The sequence below is a fragment of the Neokomagataea thailandica NBRC 106555 genome, assembly GCF_001598495.1.
GTDB classification, from domain to species: Bacteria; Pseudomonadota; Alphaproteobacteria; order Acetobacterales; family Acetobacteraceae; genus Gluconobacter; species Gluconobacter thailandicus_A.
This window is the reverse complement of sequence record NZ_BCZB01000004.1, coordinates 1-22311: the sequence shown is the minus strand read 5'-3', so window position 1 is coordinate 22311 and position 22311 is coordinate 1. Positions and strand designations below refer to the sequence as shown.

The following is a 22311-nucleotide window of genomic DNA, read 5'->3' as shown; positions in this document are numbered from 1 at the left end:
CCACAAACCATAAAGATAAAAAAATCCCCCATGGCCACCAACGGGCTCATGGGGGACAGTAATGCATTAAGCCAGCTTGTCCATCTCACGAAGGACCGCTTCGCCCATCATCTCCGTACCAACCAGCGCCATGCCCTCCGACATGATGTCTGCCGTACGCAGACCACTCGCCAACACGTTCGAGACGGCCTTTTCAATCAATTCAGCATCCTCACCACGCCCCAGCGAATAACGCAGCAACATGGCAAAGGAGAGGATTTGCGCCAGTGGGTTCGCAATACCACGACCTGCAATATCCGGCGCACTACCATGGATAGGCTCATACAGCGCATTGCGCTTTCCATCGTCACGCACAATACCCAACGTGGCCGATGGCAGCATGCCCAAAGACCCCGTCAGCATTGACGCAAGATCAGACAAAATATCACCAAACAAATTGCCCGTTACGATCACATCAAACTGCTTCGGGTCACGGACCAACTGCATCGCGCAATTATCGGCCAGCATATGAGACAGTTCAACATCCGCATATTCACGTGCATGCAAATCCGTCACGACTTCCTTCCACAGAAGGCCGCTTTCCATGACATTGCACTTCTCAACCGAGCATACCCGGTTGTCACGCTTACGCGCCAAATCAAAGGCCACACGCGCCACACGCTCAATCTCAGCCGTTGTATAAACTTCCGTGTTAATCCCACGGCGGGAGCCATCTGCCAGCGTTTCAATACCGCGTGGCTCACCAAAATAGATGCCACCAACCGTCTCACGCACAATCATGAGATCAAGGCCACGCACCACTTCTGGCTTCAAGGCCGATGCACTTAACAGTGCATCAAAAAGCTGCGCCGGACGCAAATTGGCGAACAGTTCCAGCTCTTTACGCAGCTTCAAAATTGCCACTTCCGGGCGCTTATCAAAGCCAACATGCCCCCACGCCGGATCACCAACCGAACCGAACAGCACAGCGTCTGACTGCTTCGCCAGCGCAATCACTTCATCGCGGATCGGCACGCCATGTACCGCCAAAGACGCCGCACCGACCAATTCTTCCGTAATCTCCAGCTTTAAGCCGCGATGACGCTCCAGCCAATGCACAATACGCGCCACTTCGCGCATAACTTCCGGGCCAATACCATCACCCGCCAGAACCAGCAGTTTTGACGCTTCACTCATTGACCTGCTCCCATATCCACAGACGGCACCCAGCTGCGTTTCTCACCGCTTTCAAAGCGCGTAATCTTCTGATCATGTGCCAAGGTCTGGCCAATATCGTCCAGCCCCTCGATCAATAAATGCTTCCGGAACGGGTCAACCTCAAACGGGATCTTCTCCCCATCAGGGCGAATAACCACCTGCTCAGCTAAGTTAACAGTCAAACGCGCATTCGCACCCTGCCGCGCATCCGACATCAGCAGGTCACAAACCTCACGCGGGAAGCGGATCGGCAAAATGCCGTTCTTGAAACAGTTATTGAAGAAAATATCCGCAAAGCTCGGCGCGATCACGCAGCGAAACCCAAAGTCCAACAAAGCCCAAGGCGCATGCTCACGAGATGAACCACAACCAAGGTTATCATAGGTGATCAAGATTTCAGCCTGACGATACGGCTCCTGATTGAGAACAAAATCAGGCTTCTCATTCCCATCCGCATCATAACGCTGCGCGGCAAAAGCACTACGCCCAAGCCCCGTACGTTGAATCGTCTTCAAGAAGCGCGCCGGGATAATCTGATCCGTGTCGATGTTTTCATTCGGCATCGGAGCCGCAATGGCCGTCAGTTCCGTAAACTTATCCATTACACTGCCTCCCGCACGACATCCGAGCCGGACATCAAACCCATTAACGTGCGCACATCACACAACTCACCCGTCACCGCTGCGGCGGCCGCCATAGCGGGAGAGCACAGATGCGTCCGCCCATCCGGACCTTGCCGACCTTCAAAATTACGATTGGATGTTGAGGCACAACGCTGCTGCGGCGTCAAACGATCAGGGTTCATCCCCAAGCACATAGAGCAACCCGCCTCACGCCACTCAAAACCCGCATCAAGGAAAATACGATCCAAGCCCTCAGCTTCCGCCGCCTGCTTAACCAAACCCGAACCCGGCACAATCATAGCACGCACATTTTCAGCCACATGGCGATCTTTCACCACAGCAGCTGCTGCGCGCAGATCCTCAAGACGGCTATTCGTGCAGGACCCAATAAACACAACATCAACCTTCGTACCGGCAATCTTCTGCCCGGCCGTCAGCCCCATATAATCCAGAGCGCGCTGCACCTGCGCCGCTTGCGCGGGATCTTTATAATCTGAAGGCGTCGGCACCACACCATCAATCGGCAGAACATCCTGCGGGCTGGTGCCCCATGTCACAGAGGGTACAATATCTTCTGCACGCAGCACGACTTCACGATCAAACGTAGCGCCGTCATCACTCGCTAAGCTACGCCAGTACGCACATGCCTGCTCAAAATCTGTACCCTTAGGCGCAAAACGGCGCCCCTTTACATAAGCAAACGTCGTCTCATCCGGCGCAACCAGACCGGCCTTAGCCCCTGCTTCGATGGACATGTTGCACAGCGTCATACGCCCAGCCATATCCAGCCCACGAATGGCCGAACCGGCAAATTCAATCACATGCCCCGTACCGCCAGCTGTACCGATATGACCAATAATGGCCAGCATAATATCCTTGGCTGTGACACCCGGCCCAACGGTACCTTCCACACGGACGCGCATATTCTTCGCGGGCTTTTGCAGCAATGTCTGTGTTGCCAGAACATGCTCAACTTCAGAGGTACCAATACCAAACGCCAAGGAGCCCAAGGCACCATGCGTAGATGTATGGCTGTCACCACACACAATCGTCATGCCCGGCAGAGAAATCCCCTGCTCTGGCCCGACCACATGAACAATACCTTGAGAGGCAGAGAGCAATGGAAAATAAGGAACGCCAAATTCGGCGACATTCTTCTCCAGCGTTTCGATCTGCAAGCGGCTATCCGCTTCTTCAATCGGCTGGGAACGGTCAGATGTCGGGACATTATGATCCACAACAGCCACCGTGGCATCTGGCCGGCGTACACGACGCCCTGCCAAACGCAAACCCTCAAACGCTTGAGGACTCGTCACTTCATGGACGAGATGCCGGTCAATATATAGGATGCACGTTCCGTCCTCGAGCCGCTCAACGACATGATCATCCCAGATCTTGTCAAATAACGTTCGCGGCGCAAAACCTGCACACATAGCTCTCTATCTCCGGCGCTTTGAGCCCCATGATGGGGCTGCCACAAAGACAATGCCCGCCGTATGACGGGCGGGCATCTTCATTTTCTTGCGCAGAGAGAGCATCTATTGCAAGAAAAGGCAAGCCTAAAAGGCTTAATCTTAGTTTTTGTTACCTAAGATTAGGACGCTGTCTTCACAACGTCACGTGGGCGTTCTGCAATACGCGCAGACTTACCTGAGCGACCACGCAGGTAGTACAGCTTCGCACGACGAACCTTACCACGACGTACAACGTCGATGCTTGCGATAGAAGGCGCATAAAGCGGGAACACACGCTCCACACCTTCACCGTTCGAAATCTTACGAACCGTGAAGTTGCTGCTCAGACCCTTGTTTGAACGCGCAATAACAACGCCTTCAAAGTTCTGTACACGCTCACGCGTGCCTTCAACAACGCGGACGCCAACGCGAACCGTGTCACCTGCGATGAATTCTGGGACCGCACGAGCGTTAGACAGACGCTCGATTTCGCGTGCCTCATACTGCTGAATAGTGTTCATGACCAAACTCCTGAAAACAAAAACTCAATGAACCGGCTGCCGTATCTGATACGCGTCCCAGAGGTCCGGTCTGCGCTCACGTGTGACGGCAAGAGATTGTTCATGCCGCCATTGAGCAATGGCAGCATGGTGGCCAGAGAGCAGAACTGGCGGAACATCCCGCCCATCCCAATTCGCTGGCTTCGTATACTGAGGGTACTCCAACAAGCCATCAGCAAAACTCTCGTCTTGCCCACTTGCCTCACACCCCATAACGCCCGGCAAAAGGCGCACACAGGCATCTAAGAGAGTGAGAGCTGGAATTTCACCGCCAGATAACACGACATCGCCCATACAAAACTGTTCGATATTGTGTTTTTCCAGCACCCGCTCATCTATCCCTTCGAAGCGGCCACACAGCACAACCACACCCTTGCCCGCAGCAAAACGTGTGACATCCTGATGCGCCAACCTTCTCCCACGAGGGGTCGGATAAATAATCGGGCGACCTTCACGCTCCGGCAACGCGTCAAGCGCTGCATCTAGAACATCCGGTCGCATGACCATGCCAGCACCACCACCAAACGGAGTATCATCCACCGCACGATGGCGCCCACGCCCATGACTGCGCAAATCATGCGCTGTGCAAGACCACTGCCCACGCTCCAAAGCTCGCCCCGCAAGGGAAAAGCCGAGCGGCCCCGGAAACATATCCGGGAACAAGGTCAGGATATCCGCACGCCACGTCATGAGCGTATCTGGACCTCACCCTCAAGTGTGCCTTCAACTTCGATTTCATGCGGTGGCACAACGAGCAAACGCTGCGCTGCGAAATCGACTTCAGGCACACATGCCCGTGTGAACGGCACGATCAGGGTTTTTCCTGTCTGAGCGGGTACAATTTCAAGACTGACACCAGCCCCGTAATCATGAACCACCGTCACGACACCAAACGACTCACCCTCACCCGAAAACGCTTCCAAGCCGATCAAATCAGCATGGTAAAATTCGTCTTCCTCAGCTTCAGGCAAATCCTCTCGTGCAACATATAAACGGCGGTTCACCAACCGCTCAGCAGCGCTCCGATCCGGCAAAGCATTCCCTTGCCCATCTTCTAACGCCGCCACCCCAGGCGAAACCCAGCGTACATTCCAGACCACCCCTTGCTCATCATGCAAAGGATTCAACGCCTCTACTGATTCCGGTTCATCCGTCGCAGCGTGCAGGCGCACAAGGCCACGCACACCATGCGGCCGACCAACGGTCGCAACCAGAACATCAGTATCAGATTTGAAACGGGCCACGGATCAGCTCACCGGTTCGATAAATGCTAAATTAAGCTGCAGCAGCTGCGGCAGCGGCTTCAGCAGCTTCCTTAGCGCGCTCTTGAGCCTTAGCCTTCGGAGCAGACTTCTTCGGCTGGTCACGGAAGACAGGCTTAGGAGCCAGACCTGCGTTGCCAAGGAAACGTGCAACACGGTCTGTGACCTGTGCACCATTGGACAGCCAGTGCTTGATGCGCTCGTCGTTCAGCTTGATACGATCAGCGTGATCAGACGGCAGCATTGGGTTGTACGCACCAACCTTCTCGATGAAACGGCCATCGCGTGGGCTACGGCTGTCAGCAACAACGATGTGGTAGTAAGGACGCTTCTTAGCGCCAGCGCGCGAAAGGCGAATCTTGAGGCTCATGAATAACTCCTGAAAGAAAACCAAAAACTACTAAAAACGGATCAACGGAAAGGCGGACGACCACCGGGGCCACCCGGCATACCCTTCATCATATCCGCAAGACCACCTGCACCACCCATGCCGCGCATCAGGCCACCAAGGCCCATTTTGCTGATGCGCTTCATCATAGTGGACATGTCGTCAAACTGCTTGAGAAGGCGATTAACCTCCTGCACGCTGGTACCGGAACCAGCCGCGATCCGCTTCTTGCGCGAAGCTTTAATGATCGCGGGTGTTTTGCGCTCTTTTTTCGTCATGGACGAAATGATTGCTTTGTGACGGACGAAAATCGACTGATCGATTTCCTTATCACCCAGCATATCCTTGAGCTTGCCCATACCCGGCAACATGCCCAAAATCCCCGAAATCGAACCCATACGGTTGATCTGGTTGATCTGAGACACATAGTCGTCGAGGTCGAACTTACCCGCGAGCATCTTTTTAGCAACGCGCTCGCCTTCCTCATGATCCAGCGTCTCAGACGCCTTTTCAACGAGACCAGCGACGTCACCCAATCCCAAAATACGTCCAGCGACGCGTTCTGGGTGAAACTCATTCAGTGCTTCCAGCTTTTCGCCAGCACCGGTAAACTTGATCGGCGCACCCGTAATGGCCTTCATGGACAGGACAGCACCACCACGTGCATCACCATCCATACGGCTCATCACAACACCCGTGATCCCGACAGCCTCATTAAAGGCCTGCGCGGTGTTCACGGCATCCTGCCCCGTCATTGCATCCGCAACCAACAGCGTTTCTGCTGGGTTCGACACAGCGCGGATCTGACGAACTTCTTCCATCAGCGCTTCATCGATCGACAAACGGCCAGCCGTATCGAGGATGACAATGTCATACCCTTCACGACGTCCAACATCGAGCGCACGCTGAGCAATCTCAACAGGGCTTTGCCCCGCTACGATTGGCAAAGATGTCACCAGACCAGTACTGGCATTCACGCGTTCAGCAAGCTGTTGCAACTGCAACTGCGCAGCAGGACGCTGCACGTCCAAACTCGCCAGAAGCACCTTCTTACGCTCACGCGAAGAAAGACGCAGCGCAATTTTGCCGGATGTCGTCGTCTTACCAGAACCCTGCAAGCCAACCATCAAAATCGGCACAGGAGCAGAGGCAGACAGATTTAACGGCGTTGCACCGGCACCGCCCAACGCATCAATCAATGCGTCGTTAACGATCTTTGCAACAACCTGCCCCGGAGACACACTCTCCAGCACTTCCTGCCCAACAGCACGCTCACGCACATTGTTGACGAAGCTGCGCACCACTGGCAACGCAACATCCGCTTCCAACATAGCGAGGCGGACCTCACGCATTGCTTCCGTAACATCGTCCTCAGAGAGCTTCCCATTACGGGAGAGACCTTCGAGAACACCGGACATCTTGCCTGAAAGACGATCGAACAACGGGACTACCTTATCGCAACAAAAAAGCGCCACTGCGCGAGCCTTCGCGGTGTGGCGTGTCCGAAAACGAAACCTCCCCTATCGCTTTCCCCACTCAAGGTCAAGCAAATAGGGGATTCTCCGTAATAGATTCGCTCTTATAGCTACTCACCAACGGGCGGCTCCGGCGGACGCCCAGTCAACGCATCAATCTGCTCATGCAACTCATGCAGCTTATGCGCAGTCACCGATGCCTGATGCTGCTGCTCAGGCGTCAAAAGATCATGTATCTTCTCTTGCACTGCCAAACGCCCCTGCGCTTCCTCAGCATGCAGCGCCGCTTCCTGCGCACTTAATTGCGCAAGATGCTCACGGTCCAACGCTCCCTCGACCGTCAAACCATCCATAATGTGATGGCGCAAAGCATCAAGCTTCTGATGCCGCTCACGATCTACCGCATGATCATTATGCAGCAATGCCTTCACTTGCGCTTTTTGCGCATCACTCAAAACGACGCCCGGCGGAACTAGCAAAGGCGGCATACCACCAAAATGCACAGCAGGTTGCGCCAACATCACGCCAGGCACCGCAACCGCGAACACACCCAACACACGAAGAGCCAATCGCATAGATTTCATAAGATTTATTAGACCTCGCTCACGAGAACATTACATGTCACGCCGAAGCTAACCCTCGACCCAAACAGGAGCATGCCAAAAAAAATGTTACGAAACTCCGGGGTTAGAGTGTCAAAAAGTAATCCCCACCCAAAATAATCGCATTATCCCCCTTGACGAGAGATGGCATTATGCGCTTCAAGACGCTCCAGACATGACGTTCATGAATTTGAACATCATGGAGGAGAGGTGGCCGAGTGGTTTAAGGCAGCGGTCTTGAAAACCGCCGTACGTGAGAGCGTACCGTGGGTTCGAATCCCACCCTCTCCGCCACTGATTTATTTTCTCCGTAAAAACAATTGCCTAGAAAATGTGCACGCAACACTACGTCACTAGCCTAGCATGACCCAATCTTGGATATGCCACGGTTTTGTTCTAGATCTTTAAGACCCAAGACGGCCGAAAGGAAGAGTGGAATGCACTTACACGGCCGCGCTTCAAAAAACGATCCCGGACACTAGTCAGCCTAGATTTGGACGATCCCCCCCCACCACAATGATTGCCAAGAGCGATTCACAACGTATAATCTCAATATTTAATTGGAGAAATATCACATTATGAATGCATACAAAGATTTCACATCTAAATTGAAGTTATTTATCGCCAAGAATCCAGAACTTATCAGAACAACCCTTAGTAATATTTTTACAATGAGACTTGTTGGCAATAAAACACACGGCGATTTAGCAGAAATCGCCGTCTCTGAGTTTATAAATCAATACATGAATGATTTTGAATCTTTACACGTTGGCAAGGATTTATACCGAGCCAAATCTCGCGAGGAAGATATAACTGTAATCAATAAGATTACTAAGGCAGAATTTCACGTCAGCCTGAAAGCTTACGGTGACGGACCATTACAATTATCGACAGATAAAAGTAGCCTCATGTATCCCCGCCTAGTTCGCGAGGGAGATCATTCAATTACAGATCGCTCTCGTATTGAAGACGTGTTCAATGATCCAGCTTTCTTGGTTTTTTCACAGATAAATGTATTACCACTGATCTATGACGAGAAACAACAAAGATGCAACATCCTCGTTTTCGATTATGACGCCGCCAAAGCTCAAACCGCTCGAATTGAGCATTTCCACGTGGGACATGGGCGTAGGCACCCAGTCTTCCGGTTTTATGATCATACAGGCGGTTATATCTGTGAGGTTCGTTATGGCGATGCTACAGCAAACGCACTACAGCGAGGCTTGTGGACCCATACCCGCAATGCTTTTAAACACTTTGAAAGCATCACGAATGGCTGGGTCGATTATTCTAACAATTTAACTCTAGTGAAACTATTGTCTCAGTCCCTAGTGTCATCTGAGGAAGGACACTCTGCGGCCCTACGTGAGATAGAAAAAAATATTAAATCTATTAAGACGGCGAACGGTCTATGAGTAAGTTATCACCAAAAACTGGCCCGTTTGATGTAAACACAAAAATTATACCACAGACAGAAGGCATTAAATATGCTGGCTCTAAGAAAAAATTAATACCACAAATATTGACCTTAGCTAAAAAGTCTGGCGCGAAAACAGTTCTTGACGGCTTTTCTGGATCAACACGAGTGTCTCAGGCTTTCGCATCTTCTGAGTATAACGTCATAAGTAGCGATAAAGCTATATGGTCAGAAGTGTTTGGCCAGTGCTATCTTAAGGCGAAAAAGCCGAAAGCGTACTACGAAGAACTGATCGCACATTTAAACGCCCTTCCAGGAAGAGATGGTTGGTTTAGTGAGCATTACGGCGGATTTGCGCATAATGACCATAAAAACATTCAACAAAAAATGCCATGGCAGATACATAACACCCGCAAACTTGACAGTATAAGGGAGGAAATAGATAATTTACAAATTTCTTTCAATGATAAATGCGTAGCAATTACTAGCCTTATACTAGCAATGGATAGAGTAGACAGTACTATAGGTCACTTTTCGTCATATCTTCGCGAATGGTCCCCTCGATCATACAATAATATGACAATGAAATTACCAAAAATTATTGAAGGTACAGGAAATCATTCAGTAATTCGCGGAGATATATTCGATACAATAAAAAATGAAGATGTAGATTTAGCTTATTTCGACCCGCCTTATGGGTCTAATAATGAAAAAATGCCACCTTCTCGCGTAAGATATTCTTCATATTATCACGTATGGACTACAATCTGTTTAAATGACAAACCAAATTTATTTGGAAAAGTTAATCGGCGTCAAGATTCACGAGATAATGCCGATCCTTCCGTGTTTGAAGAATACCGCAAAAATCCGGAGGGCCATTTCATTGCAGTAGAAGCGATCAAACGTCTCATCACCGAGGCATCAGCACGATACATTATGCTGTCATACAGTTCTGGCGGGCGCGCTACGGCTGAGGAGTTGTACGAAGTAATGAATGACGCTGGAGAGCTAGTTGAAGTGATCGAGGTCGACCATAAAGAAAACGTTATGGCATCAATGGTATGGACAAACGACTGGCTTAGAGACGCTCAAAAGCCAAACCGCGAATTTATTTTCCTTCTAAAAAAGAGATAGAGCAGATGAAATCTCACCCATATCCCACAGCAAGAGATGCAAGGACTAGCTTCTGCCTTGCTGTGAATGTCGGAGATCAACGTATCACTGGTGATAATGTACCCGAATTCCTATGTGCAGTCCTTAACTTTATCGATAAACATAATGCGCTGGCAGAGCTAACGCTACCATTTTGCACCAGCGGCAAGAACTTTCTTCTAGCGGCTTCCCCCGAGCAAAAGAATGGTAGGCCATTTCCTGCGTACCGTCGTTTTGAAGGCAAGGACCGGACGACACATTTCTACATTAACACAAACCACCCACGGTTCTTCGCCCTACGCCAAGGCGCAAGACTCTTAGAGGCGACGGGTTTTACAGTATCATACGATTTGTAAAGCCCATTTTTGACAGCATGTTCTCGAAGAGAAAAAGAAAAATTTTTAGAATATCAGGATTTTTGTGTTGTGATGCGAGACGCAGCACTGATCAGTGCGTTGGATGAGTCACAGTTTTCTTCCAAGGAATACCGTCATCACCTCGCTACGCATAACGTCATCGTTTCCATGAGCCGCAAGAGCACTTACTGGCATCATACCGTGACAGAACACTTTTTTAGCATTAATTTGGCGGCCATCGTGGAAGAGTCAACAAGAGGTCGAACAGGCCATCGTTAAATAACACTCATAATTTCCACAACACGAAAAGGCTCCATAATTTATGAGCGCAAAGACGCTTAACTTATATAGCCAAAGACCCAGAACTAAGCCGTGACACATCCACCTCATGCAGTGAACGGAAAAACCCCTCTATATCATCAATTTCTTTGATATTTTTGGTCAAAATTGGCACTTCAATCATGGAGCTTCCGACACTCGCACGACTAATACCTTTAAGCTCCAAAGTACCATCCCACGTTAAGCGCGCCAAATACTGACCCGGCAGAAACCCAACATCCGATGACGGTAATACTTCATTCTGGCTCTCTCCCCCCTCCACTGAAGGCGCGTCCACAGGCGGTCTATCTAAAAGAAGCTTCCCTGGCTCCAAAGTCGGTAGATTAGCGTGCAGCCAGTCCCAGTCTTCCTCCGTCAAAAATTCTTGTTCTCGAAAGGCTGGAGCAATAAAGGGAACGTCATACGTATGACGAATTTCAACCTGCGCAGCTCGCCGCTCATCAACCAAATACTGCGTCAAAGCCGGCAGCTCCTGAAAATTCGATTTATAAGCCATGATGACATAGCGTAGAGCCACGGCTGAATTAGCCTCATGAAAAGCCGTGATCAATTTATCCCAATTCTCCATAAAAATTGGAAAACGCGCACCTTTGCGCATGCGCTCATAAATTTCTGGCCTACGAGATTCGAGTGAGATGTTGATATGATCAATCCCGCTCTGCGCGAGCCCCTGAAAATAAGCCTCCGACTGCCGCCGCGCAATATTTGACGTAAAGAAAACCTTTTTCCGCATAGACTCCGGAATTGCATCCAAAAACGCAAGCAAATCTGGATGCAACGATGGCTCATGAAGGCAAGAAAACCAAAACTCACCATCTCTAGTATACGGTAAAAGCCGTAAAGCCGCCTCCAATGTCTCCCGTGACATAAGGTTTGTTTTACGCACATTCCGATAATCATAAAGACAGAATGGACAGCGAAGATTGCAGTTATCAACAATATCCATCGCCACATGCAGTAAGGGATGCCATGAACCAATATGCGGCGAGAACGGCACTCCCCTACCGCCCACTTCCCGAACCTGTACATTCTTCTGTTCGTTCTGCGTCAGCGCACGCTTCACCTGCAACCAGAAACCATAACGGCGGCTACCATCACCAATGCCTGAAATGCCATGATGAAACTGATCTGCCGTACCTATGCCAAAACTCTCTCCCGTCTCCGGCAAAAAGACTTCTACATTGATACGCCGACCAGGAGCATCCGGGTCCATCACCCAGCCATGAACATGCTCACAACCAATATGATCAACAAAACCAAGAAGAGGTTTTTCAGGCGCTTCTTGCGCGGCCTCCATCCGGCCTTTTTGAAAGAAAGAGCCCTTCAAGGCATGTAGCAATGTCTTGCTTAATTTTCTGACGCGTTGCAATCGGACATCCTACAGCTTCAACGAGGGCTCTGATCCGTTACCTTAAGCATGATAAGGTGCCCTTAAGAAGCCTCTGCCCATATTTTACATGCTTCCGCCGCAATAAAAACGAGACAAGCGCTCAAGACAGACCCCACCCAATACCGCCTCAATCCAACCGCACCGACGGGCGAACGCGCCCCTCAATCCAGTCAGAGCAAAAAGACATCATCCCGCGCAAAAAACCGTACAACGCGACCTGATGCTGACGATAGAGCAGCAAATGCCCCATACGCGCCGCGAAGCCATGTGAGGCCCCACCACCCCATACCGTCCCCCCTGGGAATGCCGTCCAGCCATTATATTTCCCAAGAGCAACAATCGCGCCCTTATTCCGAAACACACACGACGGAACAACATGGCCATGCTCCACCCAAGCCGGCAAATGACGCGCCAAGTGATTAGCCTGTTGACGCGCCACCTGCGCCGTAGCCGGCAATGGGTCGCCTTCGATAAAGGAGCAATCACCTAACGCAAAAATATGTTCATCATCCTTCGCTGTCAGATTCGCATTAATCAGAACCTGTCCTGTCTTATTCAGCGCCAAACCACCATAAGATTGCGTCACGTCGGGCGCTTTCACACCAGCCGCCCACACTCTAAGAGGCGCCTTAATATAAGTTCCGTCTTTCAGCGTCAGGCCCGTTGCATCTGCCCCAGCCACACGTGAGGATGTCCTCACCGTAACCCCCAAACGCTCTAGCTCCGTTTGCGCTGCGCGTGACACTTCTTCAGGAAAAGCCGGAAGAATACGTGCCCCTGACTGTAAAAGCGTAATGTGTAACTTTGGTGGAACACGCCCGAAAGCATGCAAACTATAAGGGTCAAAAATATCCAACGCTTTATGCAGCTCTGCAGCCAGCTGCGTGCCCGTAGCGCCGCCGCCAACAATAGCAATGTCCAACTTTGTACTATTCGCGAAGGAACGTATTAGCTCCATCCGAAATTTCTCGTTAAAAGCATTCGCTTCCACGAGGTTATCAATACATAAGCAATGCTCTTTAACGCCCAGCGTGCCAAAATCATTCGCACAACTACCAACCGCCAGAACCAACGCATCATAATGCATGGTGCGGCTTTCCAGCACCAAAGACTGATCAGGCGCATGAAACGCCCCCAAAACAACCTTCCGCTTTGCCCGATCAATCGAAATCACTTCACCGGGCCAAAACTCAAAATGATGCCCACTCGCATGAGTAATGAAGCTAATCCGGTCATTTTCGCTCAGAACCGTACCCGCAGCGAAACGATGCAGCATCGGCTTCCAGACATGTGAAAAGCTTTTATCAATCAGCGTAATGCGTGCTTTTTTTCGCTTTCCTAAGCTTTTGCCAAGTTGCGTCGCGAGAGAAAGCCCCGCTACCCCACCGCCAACAATCAAAACCTCAAAGCGATCTGACATCTTCCTACGGCCTTCATCTGCCTACGCTGCGTCGCGGGGCAGACTACGCCTAAATGTTCAAAAAATGAGATCAACAGATCATGAGCAATACGGTGTTAACGGATTTGTGTTGCCGCTCAGATTTTCAAAGAATATGCACGCCATAACAGCGCACAAAACCCGCCCCAAAAAACGAGGCGGGGCAGAATATACATTAACGCTCACGCGTGCCGAACAAACGATCCCCCGCATCACCCAGACCCGGCACAATATAACCGTTTTCATCCAAATGCTTATCCAGCGAGCACGTCACAATACGCACATCAGGGTGCTTCTCATTCATATGTGCCACCCCTTCTGGAGCTGCCAACAAGCACGCGAAAACAATATCACGCGCACCAGCTTCTTTTACCCGCGCGATGGCCGCCGCAGCCGAATGACCCGTGGCTAACATAGGGTCCAACACAATGCAGGTACGGCCCGGAACGTCACTCGGCATATTGAAATAGTATTCACTCACTTCGAGCGTATCATGGTCCCGCTTCAAGCCAATATGCCCAACACGCGCAGATGGTACGAGATCCAGCATACCATCCAACAGACCATTCCCAGCCCGCAAAATCGATACGAAGCACAGCTTCTTACCGTCCAACTCTTCCCCAACCATCGGGCCACTCGGCGCACAGATATCACGCGACACCAACGCTAAATCACGCGTTGCTTCATACGCCAACAACAAGCTCAACTCACGGGTTAAACGGCGAAAACCAGCGGTCGATGTTGTCTTGTCGCGCAGACGCGTTAGCTTATGACGAACGAGTGGATGCGTAAGAACGATGGGGGACACACTCATGAATACTCTCCAAAACGGCTACGCCCCGATGACACAAGCGCAACACGCAGCCTATCAAAACAAACAGGCACACATATAAAAGATAAGGAAAGATACCCCCCTTCCTCATCCTACACAACGACTCGTCACATTTTGTATGCCTTTAAGCCTCCTTAGGGCGGAACTCCAAGGCGAGGCCATTAATACAATACCTCAGCCCGGTCGGTGGTGGACCATCTGGGAACAGATGCCCCAAATGCCCCTTACACTCACCACAGTGCACTTCTGTCCGTAACATACCAAACCGCACATCTTCCGTCGTGCCGAGCACCCCATCACGCACCGCAAAAAACGATGGCCAACCGCTGCCGCTGTCATACTTATAAGCCGACTCAAACAGCACATGCCCACACCCGGCACAGGCATATAGCCCTTCCCTCTTTTCATCATTAAGAGGACTAGACCCCGGCCGCTCTGTCCCATGTTCACGCAAAATACGACGCTGTTCAGGCGTCAGCCCCACACCACACCCCGTAGGGCCACAACTGCTTTCTGGCTCTTGCCCCATGACATCATTCCTCTACACACAGGTAATTGACTGACATCATATAGGGTTTCACCCCCATATCCTATCAGAGGGACACATTCCCCCGTTCGCATTTATGCAAAAAAGTGGCATGATGCGCGCGCAACAGAAAAGTCACGGTGCCTTACCCAGACGCCGCGCAAATCGGAGATTTGCCATGTCCGCATCTACACCCCGCCGCCCAGCTATGCTCGTCATTCTTGACGGTTTTGGCTGGCGTGAAGATAACGCCGACAATGCCGTCCGTCTGGCTAAGACGCCTACTTTTGACCGCCTATGGGCTGAAAACCCTCATGCTTTCCTCAAAGCCTGCGGCGAAGATGTCGGGCTTCCAGAAGGTCAAATGGGCAATTCTGAAGTTGGCCATCTCAACATCGGCGCGGGCCGCGTGGTCATGCAAGATCTACCCCGCATTAGCCGGGCTGTCCGCGATGGATCTCTTGCTAAAAATGAGACGCTTCTCGCCTTCATTGATGCGCTCAAAAAATCTGGCGGCACATGCCACCTCATGGGGCTGGCCTCTCCGGGCGGCGTTCATGCCCATCAAGCGCATCTCATCGCCCTTGCCAAAATTGTGAGCGAAGCTGGCGTCCCCGTTGCTGTTCATCTGTTCAGTGATGGCCGCGATACAGCCCCACAATCGGGCAAAGAATACATCACCGAAATTTTAGAAGCCCTTCCCAAAAGCGTAACAGTCGCCACCATAAGCGGCCGCTACTACGCTTTGGACCGCGATAACCGCTGGGAACGCGTTGGCCTCGCCATCTCTGCCATGCGTGACGGCGAAGGTCCAAAAGGCAAGGATGCTCTCAGCGTTCTGGAAGCCAGCTATGCTGAAGACAAGACCGATGAATTCGTGCTCCCACATGTTCTAGGCGATTATCAGGGCATGAAAGACGGAGACGGCATTCTGTCCTGCAATTATCGCGCAGACCGCATCCGTCAGTTGCTTGATGTACTCCTACAGCCCCAATTTGACGGTTACGACCGTGGGCGTGTGGTCAAATTCGCCTCCGTAGCAACCATGTCCCGCTACTCAGATGCGCTCGCCCCTTACACCAACGTACTATTCCCCAAAATACCGCTGCATGATCTTCTGGGCGAAGTGGTCTCCAAAGCAGGGAAAACACAACTCCGCGCAGCAGAAACTGAGAAATTCCCGCACGTCACATACTTCCTAAACGGTGGCCGCGAAGTGCAGTTTGAAGGAGAAGAGCGCATCCTCGTGCCTTCCCCTAAAGTGGCCACTTATGACTTGCAGCCAGAAATGTCCGCCCCTGAGCTGACAGAAAAAGTGGTCGCGGCCATTGATTCCGGCAAGTTTGACCTTCTGGTGCTCAATTTTGCAAACCCAGACATGGTCGGGCACACAGGCTCACTCCCTGCCGCCATCAAAGCATGTGAAACCGTTGATACGGGCCTCGGCAAGATTGACGCTGCTATTCAGCGCGCTGGTGGCAGCCTCCTTGTCACAGCAGACCATGGCAACTGTGAAACCATGCGTGACCCAGAAACCGGCGGGCCACACACAGCCCATACGCTCAACATTGTGCCCGTGATCTTGGCTCATGCACACGGCCATACCATCCATGATGGGCGCTTGGCTGATCTTGCTCCAACGCTTCTGGCTCTGCTCAACATTCCACAGCCTGAGGCTATGACTGGTGAATCTCTCATCACCGCCGATCATCTTGAAACCGTCTAACGCTGCCCATTATCAAGCCGCGCCACTCAGGGCTTCCCCTTTTCGGCGCGGTCTCAATCATGGATTGCTGATTGGCACGCTTTTGCTGGGAGGGGCCCTCTCTTCCAGCAAAGCGCATGCTGACGCTCATCATCACAAAACACCGCACCATAAAGCGCCTGCACCCCCTCCCTCCGCAGGGCAACGTGCACTCGCCCAAGCCATTGCCGCACGCAAGGCTTTGGAAGCGAAAGAAAAAGCCGCATCCGAAGCAATTGCTGCGCAGCAACAAGCGGCACGTGCAGCGCAGAACGTAGCAGTACAGGACCAAACACGCGCTAAAACCTACGCGCAACAAAGCCGCACCAAACAAGCTGCGCTCAATAGCACGCAACGTCACATCCAAAACCTTGAAGGCGAAATCGCCTCCCTACAGGCCCAACGCACCCGTTTACAGCAGGCCATTTCTGCTCAAAACCGTGCCCTTTCTACTTTTCTTCCTGTGTTATTGCACGTTTCCCAAAGCCCCAATGCCGCACTGTTCACCGCGCCACAATCCGCTCCCCGTGCGGCCACAACCCTAGCCATTTTAGATGGGATGACACGCCTCACGCATAATCGGGCCGATACGCTGCGCGCACAGCAAACACAACTCGGGACATTGTCTCAAACATTGACAAACCGCGAAGCCGAACTCGATACACTCCGCCGCTCCCAAACCCGACAAGCAACACTCGCCGCCACACGCTCACGGCGGGCCGTTATACAATCAGCCCATTCCCAACAATCTGCCGCTGACGCACAACGCAGCCTACACGAAGCCCAACAAAACGCCGCCGCCCTCAGCAACGCTGTTGCCGCATTAGCCATGCAAGAAGCCCACGCACGCGCTGCTTTAGAAGCCGAAGCACGCCGCTTAGCCCGTGCTCATCAACTTGCACAGGCCCGCGCCGCACGAGCGCGCGTCAAAACCCTTTCCCCCGGCGAAGCGCCACATACAGGGGGCGGACATGCCCCGGTCACCGGCCCCATCGTCACCTCTTGGGGCCAAGAAACAGAAGCGGGGCCAGCCACAGGTGTAACCTATGCCCCAGCACCTCTCGCGGCTGTTCATGCCCCATGTTCCGGCCAAATCGAGTTTGCAGGACCGTTCCGCTCCTTTGGCCAAATGCTCATTCTTCATTGCGGGAGCGATTATCGGTTTGTCCTCGCGGGCCTTGGCACCATCAGCGTCAGCCCGGGCAGTTCCGTAAAACAAGCCGCCACGTTGGGGCAAATGCCGTCCGAAGCACCGCATCTCTTCGTGCAGCTACACCGGGACACACGCACAATTAGCCCCTTACCCTTCCTATAATATCTCCCCGGTTTGCGGATTGCGCCAGACGCGATACAGTCCCTTAACACTTCAACAAGCTTTCCCGGGTTATGCTTCCGCCGGATGCACGCGGAAGAAACGCAAGGCCCAAGACTGGAGATGACATGACGTTCCGAAAAGGCATGCTGCTGGGCACCGCGTTCCTCGCCGGCGCCGTTCTCGGCCCAACCGCCCTGCACACATTAGGCCACGTCAGCAGCGTTTCATCCGCATTAGCGCGTGAGACATCACATGATAACAGCGCCGAAACCGTTCGCCTGCTCACACTGTTTGGCACGGTCATGGATGTCGTCAAATCCGAATACGTGCACCCAGTCTCTGACAAAGACCTGATCAATAATGCGCTAGACGGCATGGTGGGCAATCTTGACCCGCACTCATCTTATATGACGGCGGCACAGTTCAAAGATATGCAAACCGAGATCTCCGGCAAGTTCGGTGGTCTTGGCCTACAAGTTCAAGATGAATCCGGCCATGTCCGCGTTGTCTCCCCCATTGATGACACGCCTGCGGCCAAAGCAGGTATCCAGCCCGGTGATTTCATCACCATGGTGGACCATAAAAGCATTGATGGCCTGACACTGGACCAAGCCGTTCGTAAAATGCGCGGTGATGCGGGGACATCCATCAGCCTGACCATCGTCCGCCCTAAAACTGGTAAAACCCTTAATTTTGATCTGAAGCGTGAAATCATCCACGTACAAATTGTCCGTTCCGCCCTATATGGCAGCACGGCCTATATCCGCCTGACTGAATTTGATGATGACCTCGAAAACGCCATGCACACCGCATACCGCAAGTTGCAAGCGGAAGCCAAAACACGCGCACGCGGCGGCAAACTCACGGGCTTAATCCTTGACCTGCGCTCCAACCCCGGCGGCAAGCTGGATCAAGCCATCGCTGTATCTGATGACTTCATTAAAGATGGTGAAATCGTCTCTATCCGTGGGCGTCATCCTGAAAATAACCAACGCTGGGATGCACGCGGCACCGATATTACCGACGGCCTACCCATCGTGGTCCTGACCAATGGTGGCTCCGCCTCCGCCAGTGAAATCGTATCAGGGGCCCTCAAAGACCATCACCGCGCGATTATTCTGGGCGAAAAAACCTTCGGTAAAGGCTCCGTACAAACCTTGATCCCCGTTGGTGATCAGGGTGCCATTCGCCTCACAACCGCACGCTATTACACGCCATCAGGCCGCTCCATTCAGGGCTTAGGCATTACGCCCGATATCCCCGTAGCGGAAACGCATGATGACGATAACTTTGAATACCGTGAGGCAGACCTCTCCCATATCCTCACCAATATTGGCGGCAATCGCACAGTGGCAGAGCCACGCACCGATTTGCCCCCTATTGCCAAATCCATTCCCAAAGCTCCGCCTGCAAACTGGCCTGCTTTTGACCCGGCAAAACCTGGGACAGATTTCCAACTACAGCAGGGCCTTAAAGTGCTGAGTGCACTCGCAGGGGTTCCCGTCCCGACAGAACAAACCACTGCAACCGCACCAGAAAAGCACGACGCCACTGCCCATAAAAGCAGTGGCACACACTAGACTCTTACCCGATGAAACAGCGCAACACTCTGCCTCACCCCCACGAAAAGGCGTCCCTCTGGGGACGTCTTCCACTCATGGGAAAGGCACTCGTGCTGTTTTGGGGCGGCATTCTCACAATCGGCTCAGCGCTTGCTCTCACCATCCATCACTTTGCCCCATCACCGCAAGCTGAACTCCACCACATACCGCCCCCCAACACACAGCCACCCCAACCTCACATCGCAGCATCATCCGCCCTTCCACTGACGGCAGCCACGGTGGCCTCCTCTGCAATTCTTCCGACACCTCCCCCAAAAAATAAGCCCATACCGCCCCTCAGCCCCCTTGAGGCCGCAGCGCAAGCACACCGCATCCCCCTCGCTATTATGCTCGCTGGCTATGGCTATAGCGCACAACTCAGCCATGAAGCGCTCCTAACCCTTCCCGCGCCTGTCGCTTTTAGTATCTCCCCATATCTGACCTCCTTGCCTGCGCTCATCCCTCCCTCACGAGCCGCCCAGCACGAAGTCTATATGTCCCTGCCCATGCGCAGTATCGACCCGGACCATACCGATACCGGCTCACAGACACTCGGCACCGGCGAAAGTCCGGCTCACGAACAGCAAAAACTAAGCTGGTGGCTTTCACGCAGCCAAAACATAACCGGCATGACAGACGTCACAGGTGCGGGCTGCACCCAAACCGATAACACCTACCTACAATCGCAAGAGTTTCATGACATCGCTGAAACGATCACCCGGCACGGATTGCTCTATTTTAACGGAGACAGCACATCTGAGCGCCCCACACGCGGCATCACGGCCACACAATGCCTCAATGGTGATACAACACCTGAAGAGCTTACGCAGTCTCTCAACAGCTTAACCCCTTCCACACAGGCACATGGTGCCATCATACTCGTCATAACGCCCCTGACCCCTGCTGCGCTTCACAGCCTCACAGCATGGCTGCACAGCGCCTCAGCAGCACATTTTTACCTTACGCCACCGTCAGCCTTGGCGGACACACCACCTCTTTCCACACATTAGACCAGAGAAACCACCGATGGTTGATTACGCAGACCTTCCCTACCGCCGTAATGTCGGTATCGCGCTCTTTAATCGTAAAGGCGAGCTCTTCGTCGCGCAGAGGAGTGACCTTCCCGGCTCCGTTTGGCAATGCCCACAAGGCGGCATAGACAAAGACGAAGACCCGCAAACAGCAGCCTTACGTGAATTATGGGAAGAAACGGGCTGCAATAAAGCCACCCTCCTCGCCGAAAAAACGGAATGGATCAGCTATGACCTACCCCGCGAACTTCTCGGCAAAGCCTTTAAGGGACGCTATCGCGGACAAACGCAAAAATGGTTTGTTTTTGGCTTTGATGGCGATGACACAGAGATCAAACTCGACCTCCACGAACCTGCCGAATTCAACGCATGGGAATGGCTGCCCCCTCAGGAGCTTTTACAACGTAATCTCGGCTTCAAAGCTGAGCTCTACGCTGCATTACTCCCCGAGTTGGAAGCACTTTTTCAAGCGGCTTCCAATAACTGGCTCCGCACCAGCCGCGCATAAAGCCCATCACGCCGGATCAGTTCGGCGTGACTGCCACACTCCACAGCCATGCCTTTGTCTAATACAATAATTTTATCCGCAGATTGCACCGTGGAAAGACGATGCGCGACAATCAACGTCGTCCGTCCTTTGCGCAACGTTGCCAGCGCCTCTTGAACACGCGCTTCACTATCGGAATCCAAAGCACTCGTCGCTTCGTCTAATAAAAGAACCCGCGGGTCCCGCAGTAACGCCCGTGCAAGGGCAACACGCTGCCTCTGCCCACCGGACAAACGCTGCCCCCCTGGCCCAACGCGCGTGTCCAATCCGTCAGGCAAGGCATCTGCAAAATCAATTGCCGCCATCTGGCACGCACGCTCAACCTCATCAGCACTGGCCTTCGGGCGCCCAATCCAGATATTCTCACGCAATGAGAGATCAAAGAGCGTGGTATCTTGGCTTACAAACGCGATAGAATCCCGCAAAGACGCAAGGCTCAAATCCCGCAGGTCCACCCCTTCGAGGGCAATGTTACCGGCACTTACATCGTGCAAACGCGGGATCAATGACAAGGCCGTGGACTTACCAGCCCCACTTGGCCCAACCAGCGCTACCGTCTCACCCGGCTCTACTGTAAAGGAGACACCACGCAATCCCTCACGCCCATCGTCATAACGATACGCCACGTTTTCAAACGCCAAACGGCCCTGCCCCGATGGGACAGACAGCGCATTCACACGCTCAGACACAGCCGGTGGCTCATCAATCACCGCAAAGGTCCGCGCCAACCCTGCCAGCCCTTCCTGCAAAGCCGTATTGAGCGACCCTAAAGCACGAATAGGCCGCGCCGCCGTCAATAATGCCGTAATAAACGCTGTAAAATCGCCCAGCGTGGCTCCGCCCATCGCCGCGCGCCACCCAGCAAAACCAAGCACCACAGCAACCGCCGTACCACCCAGCACTTCCAACACTGGATCAACACGTGCACGGCCCTTAGCAATCTGCAAAAACGCCATATGTAACAAGGAGAGAGACTGATCCACTCGCGCTTGTTCACGCTCTTCCATGCGGTAAATCCGCACCTGACGCGCCAAAGCAAAGCTCTCATTCAGCAAGGCAGAC

The 22311-nt window shown here is 52.6% G+C and carries 22 protein-coding genes and 1 tRNA gene; 9 read left to right on the top strand and 14 right to left on the bottom strand.

What is annotated here, in order from left to right; genetic code table 11:
- Positions 1 to 66 precede the first annotated feature (66 nt).
- From leuB to NTH01S_RS02160, 9 genes are all read right to left on the bottom strand, one after another.
- Complete coding sequence (gene leuB / locus NTH01S_RS02200) at positions 67 to 1176, bottom strand: 3-isopropylmalate dehydrogenase (RefSeq protein WP_068168759.1); 1110 nt, start codon at positions 1174 to 1176, stop codon at positions 67 to 69.
- On the bottom strand, positions 1173 to 1799 hold the full coding sequence (gene leuD / locus NTH01S_RS02195; protein ID WP_068168755.1) for a 3-isopropylmalate dehydratase small subunit: 627 nt from the start codon (positions 1797 to 1799) through the stop codon (positions 1173 to 1175). The genes leuB and leuD overlap by 4 nt, the downstream gene beginning before the upstream one ends.
- A complete protein-coding gene (gene leuC / locus NTH01S_RS02190) occupies positions 1799 to 3253 on the bottom strand; it encodes a 3-isopropylmalate dehydratase large subunit (RefSeq protein WP_068168752.1) in 1455 nt (484 codons plus the stop codon). The genes leuD and leuC overlap by 1 nt, the downstream gene beginning before the upstream one ends.
- A gap of 161 nt (positions 3254 to 3414) precedes the next feature.
- Positions 3415 to 3795, bottom strand: coding sequence for a 50S ribosomal protein L19 (rplS, locus tag NTH01S_RS02185; RefSeq protein WP_068168750.1), 381 nt, complete (start codon positions 3793 to 3795; stop codon positions 3415 to 3417).
- A gap of 24 nt (positions 3796 to 3819) precedes the next feature.
- Positions 3820 to 4524 carry a tRNA (guanosine(37)-N1)-methyltransferase TrmD gene (gene trmD, locus NTH01S_RS02180; RefSeq protein WP_068168747.1) on the bottom strand — a complete coding sequence of 235 codons (705 nt, stop codon included), beginning with the start codon at positions 4522 to 4524 and terminating at the stop codon, positions 3820 to 3822.
- On the bottom strand, positions 4521 to 5078 hold the full coding sequence (gene rimM, locus NTH01S_RS02175) for a ribosome maturation factor RimM (RefSeq protein ID WP_068168744.1): 558 nt from the start codon (positions 5076 to 5078) through the stop codon (positions 4521 to 4523). Before rimM ends, trmD begins: the two co-directional genes overlap by 4 nt.
- A gap of 31 nt (positions 5079 to 5109) precedes the next feature.
- Complete coding sequence (rpsP, locus tag NTH01S_RS02170; RefSeq protein WP_068168742.1) at positions 5110 to 5466, bottom strand: 30S ribosomal protein S16; 357 nt, start codon at positions 5464 to 5466, stop codon at positions 5110 to 5112.
- A 41-nt stretch (positions 5467 to 5507) separates the two neighbouring features.
- On the bottom strand, positions 5508 to 6926 hold the full coding sequence (gene ffh, locus NTH01S_RS02165; RefSeq protein WP_068168740.1) for a signal recognition particle protein: 1419 nt from the start codon (positions 6924 to 6926) through the stop codon (positions 5508 to 5510).
- A gap of 143 nt (positions 6927 to 7069) precedes the next feature.
- Positions 7070 to 7543 (bottom strand): Spy/CpxP family protein refolding chaperone, encoded by a 474-nt coding sequence (locus tag NTH01S_RS02160; RefSeq protein ID WP_084366884.1) that lies wholly within the window; start codon positions 7541 to 7543, stop codon positions 7070 to 7072.
- Positions 7544 to 7765: 222 nt separating this feature from the next.
- On the opposite strand from NTH01S_RS02160, the gene NTH01S_RS02155 reads away from it, so the two are divergent.
- From NTH01S_RS02155 to NTH01S_RS02140, 4 genes are all read left to right on the top strand, one after another.
- Positions 7766 to 7855 (top strand) — tRNA-Ser (locus NTH01S_RS02155).
- A gap of 284 nt (positions 7856 to 8139) precedes the next feature.
- On the top strand, positions 8140 to 8976 hold the full coding sequence (locus NTH01S_RS02150) for a hypothetical protein (protein ID WP_068168736.1): 837 nt from the start codon (positions 8140 to 8142) through the stop codon (positions 8974 to 8976).
- A complete protein-coding gene (locus tag NTH01S_RS02145) occupies positions 8973 to 10112 on the top strand; it encodes a DNA adenine methylase (protein ID WP_068168734.1) in 1140 nt (379 codons plus the stop codon). The genes NTH01S_RS02150 and NTH01S_RS02145 overlap by 4 nt, the downstream gene beginning before the upstream one ends.
- A 5-nt stretch (positions 10113 to 10117) precedes the next feature.
- Positions 10118 to 10486, top strand: a complete 369-nt coding sequence (locus tag NTH01S_RS02140; RefSeq protein ID WP_068168731.1) for a hypothetical protein — start codon at positions 10118 to 10120, stop codon at positions 10484 to 10486.
- Between the two features lie 343 nt (positions 10487 to 10829).
- Here NTH01S_RS02140 and NTH01S_RS02135 read toward each other — a convergent pair whose 3' ends face one another.
- The 4 genes from NTH01S_RS02135 to msrB all read right to left on the bottom strand — a co-directional run bounded on the left by NTH01S_RS02135 (position 10830) and on the right by msrB (position 15014).
- Positions 10830 to 12152: a radical SAM protein gene (locus tag NTH01S_RS02135; RefSeq protein WP_157070835.1), complete on the bottom strand. Its 1323-nt coding sequence runs from the start codon at positions 12150 to 12152 to the stop codon at positions 10830 to 10832.
- Positions 12153 to 12342: 190 nt separating this feature from the next.
- Entirely contained in the window at positions 12343 to 13635 is a 1293-nt protein-coding gene (locus NTH01S_RS02130) for an NAD(P)/FAD-dependent oxidoreductase (RefSeq protein ID WP_068168727.1), read from the bottom strand.
- Positions 13636 to 13828: 193 nt separating this feature from the next.
- Positions 13829 to 14467 (bottom strand): uracil phosphoribosyltransferase, encoded by a 639-nt coding sequence (upp, locus tag NTH01S_RS02125; protein ID WP_068168724.1) that lies wholly within the window; start codon positions 14465 to 14467, stop codon positions 13829 to 13831.
- A 142-nt stretch (positions 14468 to 14609) separates the two neighbouring features.
- Positions 14610 to 15014, bottom strand: coding sequence for a peptide-methionine (R)-S-oxide reductase MsrB (gene msrB, locus NTH01S_RS02120; RefSeq protein WP_068168720.1), 405 nt, complete (start codon positions 15012 to 15014; stop codon positions 14610 to 14612).
- Positions 15015 to 15189: 175 nt separating this feature from the next.
- Here msrB and gpmI point away from each other — a divergent pair, with 175 nt between their 5' ends.
- From gpmI to NTH01S_RS02095, 5 genes are all read left to right on the top strand, one after another.
- Complete coding sequence (gene gpmI / locus NTH01S_RS02115) at positions 15190 to 16737, top strand: 2,3-bisphosphoglycerate-independent phosphoglycerate mutase (protein ID WP_068168718.1); 1548 nt, start codon at positions 15190 to 15192, stop codon at positions 16735 to 16737.
- On the top strand, positions 16724 to 18070 hold the full coding sequence (locus tag NTH01S_RS02110; protein WP_169802032.1) for a murein hydrolase activator EnvC family protein: 1347 nt from the start codon (positions 16724 to 16726) through the stop codon (positions 18068 to 18070). Before gpmI ends, NTH01S_RS02110 begins: the two co-directional genes overlap by 14 nt.
- A gap of 125 nt (positions 18071 to 18195) precedes the next feature.
- Positions 18196 to 19650, top strand: coding sequence for a S41 family peptidase (locus NTH01S_RS02105; RefSeq protein WP_068168712.1), 1455 nt, complete (start codon positions 18196 to 18198; stop codon positions 19648 to 19650).
- Positions 19651 to 19727: 77 nt separating this feature from the next.
- Entirely contained in the window at positions 19728 to 20681 is a 954-nt protein-coding gene (locus NTH01S_RS02100; RefSeq protein WP_169802031.1) for a divergent polysaccharide deacetylase family protein, read from the top strand.
- Positions 20682 to 20697: 16 nt separating this feature from the next.
- Positions 20698 to 21210 (top strand): RNA pyrophosphohydrolase, encoded by a 513-nt coding sequence (locus tag NTH01S_RS02095; RefSeq protein WP_068168706.1) that lies wholly within the window; start codon positions 20698 to 20700, stop codon positions 21208 to 21210.
- Here NTH01S_RS02095 and NTH01S_RS02090 read toward each other — a convergent pair.
- On the bottom strand, positions 21168 to 22311 hold a 1144-nt coding region (locus NTH01S_RS02090), incomplete at its 5' end, for an ABC transporter ATP-binding protein (RefSeq protein ID WP_068168703.1). The genes NTH01S_RS02095 and NTH01S_RS02090 overlap by 43 nt on opposite strands.